This window comes from Nocardiopsis sp. iso_25 (genome assembly GCF_056173305.1).
Genome location: NZ_CM149667.1, coordinates 5,450,222 through 5,464,115, shown reverse-complemented (window position 1 = coordinate 5,464,115; position 13,894 = coordinate 5,450,222). Strand labels below are relative to the sequence as shown.

Below are 13,894 nucleotides of genomic sequence, written 5' to 3'. Positions count from 1 at the left end.
TCCGGAGCGGGGGGGCACCCCCGGTCCGACGGCTTCCAACCTCACCGAAACGGGGCGACACATGCTGGACCTGACCTCGGACGCCGCGGCCCTGACCGCCGCACTCGTGGACACCCGATCCGAGAGCGGCGACGAGAAGGTCCTCGCCGACGCGGTCGAGAGCGCCCTGTCGGCCCTGCCCCACCTGCGCGTCAGCCGCGACGGCGACGCCGTCGTCGCCCGCACCGACCTGGGCCGCCCCCGCCGCGTCGTCGTCGCCGGGCACATCGACACCGTCCCCATCGTGGACAACGTGCCCTCCCGCGTCGTCGGCGACCGCCTCTACGGATGCGGCACCTCGGACATGAAGGCCGGTGTCGCCGTCCAGCTCAGGATGGCCGCCCTGGTCGCCGAGCCGGTGCACGACGTCACCTACGTCTTCTACGACAACGAGGAGGTCGACGCCTCCCGCAACGGCCTGCTCCGCCTGGCCCGCAACCACCCGGAGTGGCTGGCGGGGGACTTCGCGGTCCTCATGGAGCCCACCGACGGCGTCATCGAGGGCGGCTGCCAGGGCACCATGCGCGTGGAGGTCACCACCCGGGGCAAGCGCGCCCACAGCGCCCGCTCCTGGATGGGCGTGAACGCCATCCACGGCGCCGGAGCCGTCCTGGACGTCCTGCGCGCCTACACCCCGCGCGAACCCGAGGTGGAGGGGCTGCGCTTCCACGAGGGCCTCAACGCCGTGGCCATCGAGGGCGGGGTCGCGGGCAACGTCATCCCCGACGAGTGCGTGGTCCGGGTCAACTACCGCTTCGCCCCCGACCTGTCCGTCGCCGAGGCCGAGGCGCACCTGCGCGAGGTCTTCGCCGGGTTCGAGGTCGCCGTGGTCGACGCCGCCGCCCCCGCCCGCCCCGGGCTGGACGAGCCCTCGGCCGCGGCGTTCGTCACCGCGGTGGGGGAGGGCAGTGCCCGCGCCAAGCTCGGCTGGACCGACGTCTCCCGCTTCTCCGAGTTGGGCGTGCCCGCCGTCAACTACGGCCCCGGCGACCCGACGCTCGCCCACACCAAGGACGAGTACGCCGAGATCCCCCGCATCCGCGAGGCCGAGGAGCGCATGGTCGCCTGGCTGTCGGGCGCCCGCTGAGCCCCGCCGCGCCCCGGTCGGCGGGTCCGTGGCCAGTCCCGACACCGGCCGGGGCGGCGAAAAGGCCGCTTGCGGCCACCCGTGTGAAACGTGTGGTTCAGGTGTGAGCAGGTTCCACGCGGATAGCTTTACGTCATGACGGAAGAAGAAGAGACCGTACGACGCGCCGGGCCCCTCACCTACCGGGGCGACTCCATCCCCAACACCACCACCGACCAGCGCCTCCTCGACCAGCGGGGCCCCACGGACTGGGTGCACACCGACCCCTGGCGGGTGCTGCGCATCCAGTCGGAGTTCGTGGAGGGCTTCGGCCTGCTCTCGGAGCTGCCCTCGGCGGTGAGCGTGTTCGGCTCGGCCCGCCTGCGCCCGGGCAACCGCTACTACGACATCGGTGTCCAGATGGGCGCCAAGCTGGCGGAGGCCGGGTACGCCACCATCACCGGCGGCGGGCCGGGGATGATGGAGGCGGCGAACAAGGGCGCCCAGCAGGCGGGCGGGCTGTCGGTCGGGCTCGGCATCGAGCTGCCGTTCGAGCAGACGCTCAACGACTACGTCGACATCGGGGTGACCTTCCGGTACTTCTTCGTCCGCAAGACGATGTTCGTGAAGTACTCCCAGGCGTTCGTGGTCCTGCCCGGGGGCTTCGGCACCCTGGACGAGCTGTTCGAGGCGGCCACCCTCGTGCAGACCAACAAGGTCACCCGCTTCCCGATCGTGCTGATCGGCACTGAGTTCTGGGGCGGGATGCGGGACTGGATCCGCTCCAGCCTGCTGGAGAACCAGCTCATCAAGTCGCACGACATGGAACTGGTCCAGGTGACCGACGACCTCGACGAGGTGGTCGACATCATCCGCAAGTCCCACCTGGACATCCACCGCCAGCACGAGCAGTCGGAGGTCCACCCCGGCCCCGAACAGTAGGGGCGCCGGGCAGTAGGGGCGCCGGGCGGACGGCGGCGCACGGCCCCGGCCGCGCGCCGCTCCGGCGCGGTGGCCTCGGCGGGGTGCGGCCGCGGCCGACCGCGACGGCCGTACCCGGCCCGGGCGGCGTGTGGCACGATCGTGTCCGTGCCTGTTCTCATCATGGTCCTCGTCGCCGCCGCCGCGCTCGCCGTCCTCGTGGGCGTCGTCTACATCGTGCTGGGCAAGGGCGGCCAGCTCGCCCGCTTCGAGGCCGACCACCCCCCGCTCGCCCTGCCCGAAGACCGGCCCGTCAAGGCGTTCGACCTGGGCCGCCTGATGCTGCCCCTGGCCATGTGGGGCTACCACGTGCGCGCCGTGGACGAGCTGCTGCTGCGCCTCACCGCCACGCTGCGCGAGCGCGAGGAGCACATCGAGGACCTGGAGTGGCGCCTGTCGCGCCTGGACCCCTCCTACGTTCCGGAGGGCACCGGCCCGGTCCCCGGGGCGCACCTTCCCGGCGATGCCTACGCCCCCGGGCAGGGCGCTCCCGGCCCCGCCGGGGCCGGGAGCACTGCGGTCGCGGGCTTCGGGAGCGGTGCCTTCCGGCCCGGGTACGCGACCGGACCGGCGGGCCCCGCCGGCCGGGGCTTCGCGCCCGCCGGGGACGCGGGGACCACCGCGCCCATGGGTGCCACGGGGGCCACCGCGCCCACCGAGGTCATCGGGGGCGAGGACACCCCGGAGGCCGCGGACGAGCGGGAGGCCGGGGAGGACGTGGAGAGCGCCGCGCGCTCGGAGGGCCCCAGGGACCCCGGGGCCTCACGGAGCCCCGAGCCCGCCGGGGGTTCCGGGTTCGACCGGTACCCCGGATCTGCGGGGGGTTCCGAGTCAGCCGGGAGTTCCGAGTCCGCGCCGGGCTCCGGGGGCGCGGAGGGCTCCGCCGGGACCGGGGAGCACCCCGGCGTGGCGGGGGGATCCGGAGCCTCCGACGCCTCCGACGCCTCCGACGCCTCCCCGTCGCGCGGCGACGAGCGCTGACCCCGCACCCAAACCTGTGGCGCGGGTCACGTTTGGCTGTGCCGCTCTGACCTGGCCTTCGCCTTTTTCTATGCCGTGCATCACAGCCCCCGTGTGGTTGTAGGGCGAAACCTGCGGGTTCGGGTGCTCTATCCTCGGTCGCTGTATCCGCGTTCCCCCCGCTCCGCCGGAGCGGGTGCATCACCGTTGAGGATGGCGAGGATGGACACAGCAGCCGAACTGGAGTCGGGAGCCGACGACCGGCGCGAAGAGCCCGCTTCCTCCGTGACAGCCGCCTCCCCCGTGCAGCTGTCCCTGTGGCCGCCGCCCAGGTCGACCCGGCACAGCGGCAGGCGCCGCCGCCAGTTCACCGTTCTGGGCGCGGTCGCGCTGGCCGTCCTCCTGATCGGCGGAGGGGCCACCGCGTGGGCCCTGCTGGCCGACGGCGAAGAGGCCGCGCAGGAGGCCGTCGCCCCGGCGGAGGACTTCGTCGGATCCTGGGCGGGCGAGATGGTCCAGGTGAACACCGAGGGCCAGCACGTCGCCGACTGGCACGCCGAGGTGCGGATCGAGGAGGGCGCCGAGCGCGGCAGCACCGCCTGGACGACCTTCGCCTGCTCGGGGACGCTCGTGCTGTCCGCGGGCGACAACGACCGGCGCGTCTACGCCTACACCGAGACCGCCGACCCCGAGGACCGCTGTGTCGACGAGGCCGAGCTGACTGTGTCGCCCGTCGCGGGCGGCGGACTGAGGGCGGAGTGGTCCTCGGTCACCGACGAGGGCACCCGGATGACGTCGACGGGTCCCCTGAGCTGATCCGGTCGTCCGGATCGCCGCCCGCCCCGGGCGCTGGTCCGGCCGCCGGGAGGCGGTACCGTCCCGGAGCCGTCCGACCGCGGTCCCCGGGGCGAAGAATTTCCCATGGGGACGAAAGCCCAGTTCGGGGATGTCGTTCAGGTGCAGCCGGACTGTCGGGTCCGGTCCGCCGCCTCCGGGTGGGGCTTGCGCGGACCTCCGTGCGCTCACCGGGTTTCGGCCAGTACCGATATAACCTTACTCACCGACGTTTCCTCGTTGGTGAAAACCGCCGGAGGCGGCCCGGCCGCCGACTGGCGCACACACGGGGGCCAACCTCCGAGATAATGGTCGAAGAGTGATTCACGTCCCTTAAGCCACACGGGCGCGAGTCACGCGGAACCGGCCTACGGCTCCGGAGCCGAGACGGGCCAAGCGGATCGGCGCCGGTGCTGTGGGTCGGCCCCGGTCACCCGCGAGGAACACCTAGAAAGGGGAATGGCATGGCGGCGATGAAGCCGAGGACCAGCGACGGGCCGATGGAGGTCACCAAGGAGGGTCGCGGCATCATCATGCGGGTCCCGCTGGAGGGGGGCGGACGCCTGGTCGTCGAGCTGACGCCGGCCGAGGCGACCGAACTCCGGGACGCGCTCAAGGGTGTCGTCGGCTAGGTCCGGCACCACGTTCTTCCCTCCCCCGTCCGGGCCGGAACGCCCGACGGCCCCCCGAGGTCGTAGACCCCCATGACAGCGAACGATTGTGAGCGGCCTGTGCCATTCGCCACGGAGATCCAGCCCCGTTCGGGGAGCCTCGCCGAATCCACCGCGGACCTGCTGGTCCTTCCCGTCCTCTCGGGAGACGGCGGACCCGCGGAGGTCGAAGGGGTCGCCGAGGGCGGCCTGACACAGGTGCTTCCGGCTCCGCTCACCGACCTGTTCGCGCACTACTCGCTCACCGGGAAACCCGGTGAGCTGGCCCAGTTCCCGGTGCCCCGGGACCAGGGGCTGGTACGGCTGGCCCTTCTGGGGGTCGGTTCGGGTTCCCCCGACGACCTCCGGAAGGCTGGCGCAGCCCTGTCCCGGGCCGCCCGGGGAAGAGGGCGGGTCGCCCTGGCCTGGCCGGGGGTCGGCGCCGACGCCGCCACCGCCTTCGCCGAGGGCGCCCTCCTGGCCTCCTACACCTTCAGCCTCAAGACCGCCGAACCCCCGGCGGACAAGCGCCCCGCCCCGGTGGTCGAGGTGGTGGACCCGGGCGCCGGTGACCTCGCCGACGCGCTGGAGCGCGGCACCCGGCTGGCCGCGGCCACCGCCCTGGCCCGCGACCTCATCAACACCCCGTCCCTGACCAAGGACCCCGCGTGGATGGCCGCGCGCGCCGCAGAGGTCGCCGCGGACGCGGGCCTGCAAGTGCGGGTCTGGGACGAGGCGGAGCTGGAGCGCGACGGCTTCGGCGCGATCCTCGCCGTCGGCCGGGGGTCCTCGCGCCCCTCCCGGCTGGTCCAGCTCTCCTACACCCCCGAGAACCCCACCGCGCACGTGGTGCTGGTCGGCAAGGGCATCACCTTCGACACCGGCGGCCTCTCGCTCAAGCCCAACGACAACATGTCGCTGATGAAGACCGACATGAGCGGCTCGGCGGTCGTGCTCGCCGTGCTGTCCGCGCTGTCGGCCGTGGGCGCCTCGGTGCGGGTGACCGGTCTGCTGGCCCTGGCCGAGAACGCCTTCGGCGGCGACGCCACCCGCATCGGCGACGTGCTCACCACCTACGGCGGCACGACCGTCGAGGTGCTCAACTCCGACGCCGAGGGCCGCCTGGTCCTGGCCGACGCCATGGGCTACGCGGTCGCCGAGCTGGCCCCCGACGTGCTCGTGGACGTGGCCACGCTCACCGGCGCGGCCAAGGTCGCGCTCGGCACGGGCACGGGCGCCCTCTACAGCACCGACGACGCGCTGGCCGCCGAGATCGAGACCGCGGGCCGGGCCTCCGGCGAGCCGCTGTGGCGGATGCCGCTGACCGAGGAGTACGTCGAGACCACCAAGTCCCGCGTGGCGGACCTGGCCAACATCGGCACCCGCCGCGAGTTCGGCCCGGCCGGGGCCACCGACGCAGCCCTGTTCCTGCGCGAGTTCACCGGCGGCGTGCCCTGGGCCCACCTGGACATCGCCGGTCCCGGCCGGTCGACCAAGGAGAGCGGCCTGCTCAGCAAGGGCGGCACCGCCTTCGCCACGCGCACGCTGCTGCGCTGGCTCGCCGGGCGCTAGCCGCCCGCGCCCGGCAGGACGCGCTGGAACTCGTGCATGCGCTCCACCGGGCGAAAGCCCAGGCGCAGGTTGACCCGGCGCATGGGGGCGTTCCCCGGCGCGTTCCAGGTGCGGACCTGGACCCGCTCGGGGAACTCCGCGGCCAGCACCTCCAGGTTGCGCAGCTTCATCGCCGAGCCCAGGCGGTTGCCCCGGTGCTCGGGCGCCACCAGGGTGTCCTCCTGGTAGGCGGCGCCCTCCCCCTCGGGCAGGGCGATCTCGCTGTACCCGGCCAGGCCGCCTGTGGCGGCCCGGGCCGCGCAGACCAGTGTGCGGTACCGCTGGGCGCGGCGGCGCTCCTCCTGGGCACGCACGCGCGCGGGGTCCCAGAGCCCACGTTCGAAGGCCGTCTCCCCGAGCGGGACGTCGGCCTCCATCCGCGTGCGCAGCCGCGCGTAGTCCTCCAGCAGCTCCTCCGGGCACGCGTCCGTCCAGGTCAGCAGCTCGTAGCGGGACCCGAGGGCGAGCACGTCGGCACCGACGTCCTCGCGCGTCCGCGCGGCCAGCGGAAGCCCCAGGACGTAGTAGTCCTCCTCGTGGACCACGCCGAATCCGAGCGCGAGCGCGAAGCGGGCGCCGGGCCAGTTCCCGAAGGAGCGGCCCGAGGGCAGCTGGACCTCGGCCAGCGCGGTCGTGCGCCCCTCCTCGGCCATCACGCGCTCCGCGTGCTCCCACAGGCGGGTCCCGTGGCCGCGGCGCCGCGTCCGGACGGGCACGTTGACGTCGACCTCGGCCAGGTGCAGGTTGTCCCGGTCCCCGAGCTCCAGCAGGAGCGCGCCCGCCACCCCGCCGTCCTCCCCGTGGGCCGCGTAGGCCAGGGCCCGCCGTTCGCCGCCGCGCCCGCGCAGCACCGCGCGCAGGGAGTCCGGGTGGGGGAGCGGGACCACGCCGGGGTCGCGGTCGGCGAGCGAGGCCGCCCGCACGGCCGCGTACCAGGCGTCGAAGGCGACGGGGTCCGCGCTGTCGATGCGGCTGATCACCGCTGGCGGGTCCCCTGGTGGATGGCGGCCAGCAGGCCCTCGCCCACCGGCATCAGCATGGGGATGAACTCCTCGCCCTCCCGCACGCGGCGGATCACCTCGCGCACGGCCGTCTCGCGGGGGTCGGGCACGCGCAGCGGCCCGTCCGGCTCGCTGGAGGCCACCATGGCGCCGTTGAACACCGCCATCCCGCCCGGGCGCAGCAGGCGCAGCGCCTCGTCCATGTACAGGGGGTAGGACACCGTGTCGGCGTCCACGAACACCAGGTCGTACCCGCCGTCGGTCAGCCTCGGCAGCACCTCCAGGGCCGTCCCGCGGATCAGCCGGGCCCGCCCGGGGCCGAAACCGGCGCGGGAGTACGCCGAGCGCGCGTAGTCCTGGTAGGCGGCGTTGGTGTCCACCGTGGTCAGGATCCCGTCCGGGGTCATCCCCCGCAGCAGCCAGATCCCCGACACCCCGCACCCGGTGCCGATCTCCACCACGGAGCGGGCGCCGATGGAGGCGGCCAGGAAGCGCAGGGCCGTGCCCGTCGCCGCGTCCACCGGCGGGGCCGACGACCGGCTCCCCGCCTCGTAGGCGTCCGCCAGGGGCTCGTCCTCCATGGCGTCCTGCTCGAACCGGGACTGCTCGGCGCGGACCCAGGTGATCCGGGCCGCGGTCTCCTCCGGGCTGGCGATAACGGCCTCCCACAGCGTTCACGTGTCTGGTGGGGCTCTGACCAGGGGGTGGTCACCCACCGTAGAATGTCGGTCGCGGCCAGGTCATGTCCCTGGCAAAAGACTAGCCTGAACCGGACCGAACTCCGAGCGTTGCGGCGGGAACTTAATCCACGTCCCCGGGCGTTGAAACGGGATGAACGTACGTTGATCGCCACGAAGCAAACTCCCCCCGACCAACCTGGCGGCGAATCGACGGGATGAAGGGAGCAGCGGTGCCAGAGTCCGGCCCTGCCGTGGAATTCGAGGCATGGGAACCCCCGAGCTGGGACGAGGTCGTGCGGACCCACTCTCCGCGCGTGTACCGGCTCGCCTACCGGCTGACCGGCAACAAGCACGACGCCGAGGACCTCACGCAGGAGGTCTTCATCCGGGTCTTCCGCTCGCTGGCCAACTACACCCCCGGCACCTTCGAGGGGTGGCTGCACCGCATCACCACCAACCTCTTCCTCGACATGGCCCGCCGCCGGGCCCGCATCCGCTTCGAGGGCCTGGCCGAGAACGCCGACGAGCGCCTGGAGGGCCGCGAGCCCTCCCCCGCGCAGCGTTACGACGACCGGCACTTCGACGCCGACATCCAGTCCGCCCTGGACGCGCTGCCCGCCGAGTTCCGCGCCCCGGTCGTCCTGTGCGACATCGAGGGGCTCTCCTACGAGGAGATCGCGGCGACGCTCGATGTCAAGCTCGGCACCGTCCGCAGCCGGATCCACCGGGGCCGCGCCCAGCTGCGCCGGGCCCTGGAGCACCGGCGGTCCCTGGTCGCCGACAACGAGGCGCGCAGCGGCGGAAACGTCATCAACGGGGAGGCGGAGTGAGTATGGACCACCTCGGAGAGCGGCTCTCCGCGCTCATCGACGGCGAGCTCGGCCCGGTCGACCACGAGAGCGCCCTCATCCACCTGGCCAAGTGCGAGTCGTGCCGCTTCGAGGCCGACATGATGCGCCGCCTCAAGCGCCGCCTCAACGGCCTGTGCGAGCCCGAGCCCGACATGGACTTCATGGGACGGCTCACCAGCCTGTCCCGCGACCACGGGCCCTCGGACCGGGGCCCCTCCGGCCCCTCCATCGGCGGAACCGGCTTCGGCAGCAGCCCGCCCCTGGGCTCCTCGCGCCCCCTGGGGGGCTTCCCCGGCGGAGCCCTGGCCGCCGCGCCCCCGGCCGCGGGGGGCACGCCGCCCGCCGCGGGCGGCCCGGCCCCCTCACGGCCGGAGCGCGCCGCGTCGCCCGAGCGCCGCCGCCGCGGCGACCGCCTCGCGCACCTGTTCCCGGTCTTCCCCGGCGGCCGCTACGCCGTCGCGGGCTTCGCCGTGGCCACGGCCCTGCTCGGCAGCGCGTTCGTGGCCGGGGGTGAGGCCGAGGAGACGCCCGTGGTCGAGCCCCGTCTGGCCGACTACGCGGTTGAGCACGCGCTGACCAGCCGCAACATCCCGGTGCTCGACGCTCGGCCCACCGCCGCCGAAGCCCCCGACGGCCCCACCGAAACCACCCGGTGAGCGCGGAGGAACCCTCCTCCGCGCACTCCGCCCCGGTCACGATCCTCGTCGTGGTACTGCTGTGCGCGCTGCTGCTCACGGCCGCCGCGCACCCCCACCCCACCGCCGTCCCGGCCGAGGGGGACGACGACGGGATGTCGGTGCTGCACCGCGCCGCCGCCGCGGAGGACGAGGTCGCCTACTCGGCCGTGCGCGAGATCACCGGACCGGAGGACGCGGAGGACGGACAGTCCGCCGAGGGCGGCGCGCTGCGCGTGCGCGTGGTGAGCAGGCCCGGCGACGGCATCGCCCTGGCCCCCGTCGGAGACGAGGGGTCCGCCCTCGTGGTGGACGCCTCCTCGGCCCTGGAGTCGCTGGACGACCGCCTGCTCAGCATGCTCGGCGACACCTACGCCGTCTCGGACGCGGGCCCCACCCGCCTGGACGGCCGGGAGGCCCGCCTGGTGGAGGCCAGGCACGCCGACGGCACCGTCGCCGGGCGCTTCTGGGTGGACACCGCCACCGGCCTGCTCCTGGGCCGGACCGTCTACGGCGCCGGCGGCGAGCACGCGATCGGCTTCCGCCTCACCGGGCTCGAACTGGGGGAGGAGGACTGGCCGGAGGAGGCGCTCGGCGACTCCCCCTGGAGCGACGCCCTCACCCGGACCGAACGCGAGGACCTGCGCGCCGAGGAGTGGCCCCTCCCGGAGTACCTGGCCTGGAACCTGCGGCTGGTCGACGCCCGGTCCACCGAGCACGGCGGCCACCGCGTCGTGCACGCCGTCTACTCGGACGGTCTGTCCCAGGTGTCGGTTTTCACCCAACGTGGGAAGCTGGACAGCAAGCATTCCCCCACAGAACCGAACGGATACGCCGGAACCGGGACGGGGGGAAGCGGCGTCACACCACAACACGGCACGATCTTCGGCGGTGACGCGGGCCAGTACCAGAGCATGTGGCAGGCGAACGGCTTCGTCTACACGGTGCTCGCCGACGCCCCCGCGGCGCTGGCCTCGTCCGCCGTGACCGCGCTGCCCGGGCCGGGTTCGGGTTTCTGGGCCCGGGTGCACCGCGGTCTGTCCCGGCTGGGGTTCCTCTAGGGCCCCGGCCGGTCCCGTGCCGTCCCACAGCCGAGCGACTTACGGAGCAGGTCTTGAGCGAGGAAAACGGCCGCCCGGAACACGGGGGAGAGCCCGGCCGGGCGACCCCGCCGGGCGGTGGAACACCCCCCGAGCGCGCCGCTCCCGATCCGGCGAACGCGCCGGACCGGGCGTTCGCGGAGCGCCCCCGTTGGCCCGCCCGGGCCGCCGGAACGCCGTCGACGCCCTCCCGGAACACCTCCGAGGAAGAGGGGGGCGACCCCGCGTCCCCGCTTCACTCCGGGTCGGCCCCGCGGCCCGGACAGGGAGTCCCCGGCGCGCAGGCCGCCCCCACCCCGCCTCCCGGCAGTGGAGACCCCATGAACCTTGACCCCGCACCGGGCGAGCAGCCCGGCACCCCCCGTACGGACCGTGTGACCGGAGGCTTCCCCGGTCTCGGTAGCCCCTCCGGCCCCGTCGAACACACCAACCCCGGCAGCCCCTCCGGTCCCGCCGACTACACCAACCCCGGCAACCCCGCTGGCTCCGGTGACCACTCGGGCCCCACCGTCTACGGCGGCTCCGCCGCCCACCCCGGTTCCGGTGCCCCCTCGGGCCCCGCCGCTCACACCAGCTCCGCCCATCCCTCCGGTCCCGCCTACCCCGGTCCCGGTGCCCTCTCTGGCCCCGGTGCCCCCTCGGGTCCCGGCGGCCCTTCCGGTCCTGCCAGTCCCATGAACCCTGGAGCCCCCTCCGGCACCGGCAACCCCATGAACCCCGGCGTTCCCCCGGCTCTCGTGCAGCACACCGGCCCCACCGGCCAGTCGGCCGCCCACGGCGGCTACGCCGCGGCCTTCCAGGCGGGGCACGCCGCCCCCTCGGGACAGCCCGGCGCCCCCGGCCCGGGCGTTCCGCCCCCCGGCCTCGCCGGACCCCACGCGAGCGGCCACCACGCCGCCCCGCAGCCCCCCGCGCCCAAGCGGCCCAGGCGCGGCGTCCCGGTGTGGATGGTCCTGTCGGGCATGCTCGTCGTCGCGCTCATCGCCGGAGGCGCGGGCGGTGTCGCGGGCAACCTCCTCAACGGCTCCTCCGGCGGCGAGACCGCGCAGGAGGAGGGCCCGGTCATGAACGAGCCGCCGCCCGAGGCCCCCCAGCGCGACCCCGACACCATCGCCGGTGTGTCCCAGCGGGTCAGCCCGAGCGTGGTGTTCATCCACAGTGCCGATCCCACCGTCCCGAGCAGCGGCTCCGGGTTCGTGATCGAGGGAAACTACGTGGTGACCAACGACCACGTCTCCGCCGGGCTGGAGGCGGACGGCATCGTCGTGGAGTACAGCGACGGCAGCCTCTCCGACGCCTCCGTGGTCGGCTCCGACCCCAGCTCCGACCTCGCGGTGCTGTCGCTGGACGACCCGATCGACGTCGAGCCGCTCCAGTTCGGCGACTCCGAGCAGGTCATCGTCGGCGACGAGGTGATCGCCATCGGCGCGCCCCTGGGCCTGTCCGGAACCGTCACGCAGGGCATCATCAGCGCCGTCAACCGCCCGGTCAGCTCCGGCGAGGGCGAGAACGCCAGCCGCTTCTACGCGCTCCAGACCGACGCCGCCATCAACCCCGGCAACTCCGGCGGCCCGCTGGTGGACCTGGAGGGCCGGGTCATCGGGGTCAACTCGATGATCGTCACCATGAGCTCCATGGGGGAGCCCACGGGCAACATCGGTCTGGGCTTCGCGATCCCGTCGGCGGAGGCGGAACGCGTCGTGAACCGCCTCATCGAGTACGGCGAGACCAGCTACGCCGACATCGGGGCCGAGATCGACCTGGACAGCCCGGTCGCGGGCGCGGTCATCGCCGACGGAGGGGGCGCGGTGGAGAGCGGCGGCCCGGCCGACGCGGCGGGGCTGGAGCCGGGCGACGTCATCCTGTCCCTGGACGGGCGTCCGGTGAACTCGGGCCAGGAACTGCTCGCCATGCTGCGCAGCCGCAGCCCGGGCGACGAGGTCGAGGTCGAGTACGACCGCGACGGCCAGCGCGAGACCGCCACGGTCACGCTGGGCTCGTCGGACTGACCGACCCGGACCGATCGGGACCACCCGACCGGACGGACCGGCTCCGGACACACGCGAGGCCCCCGAGCACGGAGCTCGGGGGCCTCGTCGCCGTTCAGGGCCGCGGGCCCCGCACGGGGCGCCGTCCGGGCGTGCCGGACACGGGAAGGACCGCGCCGCAGGCGTCCGTTGAGGGCGGTGGCCCGTCCCGACGCGCAGCGTCCCCGACGGGCGGTGGCGGGCGACGGGTGGGCCGGAGCGGAGCGCAGGTGCCTGAAAACACTGCCTAGCGGCCCGCCGGGGAGATGCCCAGCTGCATACCGGCCAGTCCGCGGGGCTTGCCGACCAGGGTGTCGGCGATCGAGGCGATCACCTTGCTGGCCTCGGCCTCGGGCTCGGTCAGCACCAGGGGCTTGCCCTCGTCGCCGCCCTCGCGCAGGCGGGTGTCCAGCGGCACCTGGCCCAGCAGCGGGATGTCGGTGCCCAGCGTCCGGGTGAGGGCGTCGGCGACCGTGCGGCCGCCGCCCTCGCCGAACAGGTGGACCGGCTCCCCGCCGTCCGGCGGCAGGTAGTACGACATGTTCTCGATCACGCCGGCGATCCGCTGGTGGGTCTGGGCGGTGATGGCGCCCGCGCGCTCGGCCACCTCGGCGGCGGCCTGCTGCGGGGTGGTCACCACGAGCAGTTCGGCGTTGGGCAGCAGCTGCGCGGTGGAGATGGCGATGTCGCCGGTGCCCGGGGGCAGGTCCATCAGCAGCACGTCCAGGTCGCCCCAGAACACGTCCGACAGGAACTGCTGGAGGGCGCGGTGCAGCATCGGGCCCCGCCACACCACCGGCTGGTTGCCCTGCGTGAACATGCCGACCGAGATGACCTTGATGTCATGCGCGGTGGGCGGCAGGATCATGTCCTCGACCTTGGTCGGGAAGTCCGACGCGCCGAGCATGCGGGGCACGGAGTGGCCGTAGATGTCGGCGTCCACGACGCCGACCTTGTGGCCCTGGGCGGCCATGGCCGCGGCCAGGTTCACGGTGACGGAGGACTTGCCGACACCGCCCTTGCCGGAGGCGACGGCGAAGACGCGGGTGAGCGAGTTCGGCTTGGCGAAGGGGATCTCCTTCTCCGCCTGGCCGCCGCGCAGCTTGGTCTGGAGTTCCTTGCGCTGCTCGTCGCTCATCACGTCGAGCTCGACGCGCACGGAGGTGACCCCGGCGACCTTGGTCACCGCGGCGGTCACGTCCTTCTCGATACGGCCCTTCATCGGGCATCCGGCCACCGTGAGGTAGACGCCGACGCTCACGGCACCGTCGTCGGCGACGTCGACGCTCTTGACCATGCCGAGATCGGTGATGGGGCGGTGGATCTCCGGGTCTTGCACCGTGGCCAGGGCTTTGTGCACCTGCTCGGTGGATGGTGTGGAGGACATGTGCTCAATCGTAGGTCAGCGGGACGGGACGGC

The 13,894-nt window shown here is 73.8% G+C and carries 12 protein-coding genes and 1 pseudogene; 10 read left to right on the top strand and 3 right to left on the bottom strand.

The features are described 5' to 3' along the window. Positions 1-61 precede the first annotated feature (61 nt). The 6 genes and pseudogenes from dapE to AC0VX6_RS23440 all read left to right on the top strand — a co-directional run bounded on the left by dapE (position 62) and on the right by AC0VX6_RS23440 (position 6,102). Entirely contained in the window at positions 62-1,126 is a 1,065-nt protein-coding gene (gene dapE, locus AC0VX6_RS23465) for a succinyl-diaminopimelate desuccinylase (RefSeq protein ID WP_274974685.1), read from the top strand. 135 nt (positions 1,127-1,261) lie between these two features. Next, the gene (locus AC0VX6_RS23460; protein ID WP_274974684.1) at positions 1,262-2,047 is read left to right on the top strand and encodes an LOG family protein; all 786 of its coding nucleotides are present in this window, start codon (positions 1,262-1,264) and stop codon (positions 2,045-2,047) included. A 147-nt stretch (positions 2,048-2,194) separates the two neighbouring features. After that, positions 2,195-2,558: pseudogene (locus tag AC0VX6_RS23455) on the top strand (hypothetical protein); the annotation flags it as partial. Positions 2,559-3,268: 710 nt separating this feature from the next. After that, positions 3,269-3,862, top strand: coding sequence for a hypothetical protein (locus AC0VX6_RS23450; RefSeq protein ID WP_274974683.1), 594 nt, complete (start codon positions 3,269-3,271; stop codon positions 3,860-3,862). 482 nt (positions 3,863-4,344) lie between these two features. Then, entirely contained in the window at positions 4,345-4,512 is a 168-nt protein-coding gene (locus AC0VX6_RS23445) for a DUF3117 domain-containing protein (protein ID WP_013154899.1), read from the top strand. A 99-nt stretch (positions 4,513-4,611) separates the two neighbouring features. Next, a complete protein-coding gene (locus AC0VX6_RS23440; protein ID WP_274974682.1) occupies positions 4,612-6,102 on the top strand; it encodes a leucyl aminopeptidase in 1,491 nt (496 codons plus the stop codon). On the opposite strand, the gene AC0VX6_RS23435 is transcribed toward AC0VX6_RS23440, so the two are convergent. Both AC0VX6_RS23435 and AC0VX6_RS23430 read right to left on the bottom strand, forming a co-directional pair. Beyond that, entirely contained in the window at positions 6,099-7,121 is a 1,023-nt protein-coding gene (locus tag AC0VX6_RS23435) for an N-acetyltransferase family protein (protein WP_475466079.1), read from the bottom strand. The two genes, AC0VX6_RS23440 and AC0VX6_RS23435, sit on opposite strands and share 4 nt — an antisense overlap. Then, positions 7,118-7,723 (bottom strand): O-methyltransferase, encoded by a 606-nt coding sequence (locus tag AC0VX6_RS23430; RefSeq protein ID WP_248771968.1) that lies wholly within the window; start codon positions 7,721-7,723, stop codon positions 7,118-7,120. The genes AC0VX6_RS23435 and AC0VX6_RS23430 overlap by 4 nt, the downstream gene beginning before the upstream one ends. A gap of 314 nt (positions 7,724-8,037) precedes the next feature. Between AC0VX6_RS23430 and sigE the strand changes: the two genes are divergently transcribed. The 4 genes from sigE (at position 8,038) to AC0VX6_RS23410 (ending at position 12,456) form a co-directional block, all read left to right on the top strand. After that, positions 8,038-8,652 carry an RNA polymerase sigma factor SigE gene (sigE, locus tag AC0VX6_RS23425; RefSeq protein WP_274974679.1) on the top strand — a complete coding sequence of 205 codons (615 nt, stop codon included), beginning with the start codon at positions 8,038-8,040 and terminating at the stop codon, positions 8,650-8,652. A 2-nt stretch (positions 8,653-8,654) separates the two neighbouring features. Next, on the top strand, positions 8,655-9,329 hold the full coding sequence (locus AC0VX6_RS23420) for an anti-sigma factor family protein (protein ID WP_274974678.1): 675 nt from the start codon (positions 8,655-8,657) through the stop codon (positions 9,327-9,329). Further along, positions 9,326-10,408: a LolA-like protein gene (locus AC0VX6_RS23415; RefSeq protein ID WP_274974677.1), complete on the top strand. Its 1,083-nt coding sequence runs from the start codon at positions 9,326-9,328 to the stop codon at positions 10,406-10,408. Before AC0VX6_RS23420 ends, AC0VX6_RS23415 begins: the two co-directional genes overlap by 4 nt. 749 nt (positions 10,409-11,157) lie before the next feature. Beyond that, complete coding sequence (locus AC0VX6_RS23410) at positions 11,158-12,456, top strand: S1C family serine protease (protein ID WP_475469426.1); 1,299 nt, start codon at positions 11,158-11,160, stop codon at positions 12,454-12,456. A gap of 265 nt (positions 12,457-12,721) precedes the next feature. Here the strand turns inward: AC0VX6_RS23410 and AC0VX6_RS23405 are convergent, their stop codons facing one another. Continuing rightward, on the bottom strand, positions 12,722-13,861 hold the full coding sequence (locus tag AC0VX6_RS23405) for an Mrp/NBP35 family ATP-binding protein (protein ID WP_212642866.1): 1,140 nt from the start codon (positions 13,859-13,861) through the stop codon (positions 12,722-12,724). Positions 13,862-13,894 lie beyond the last annotated feature (33 nt).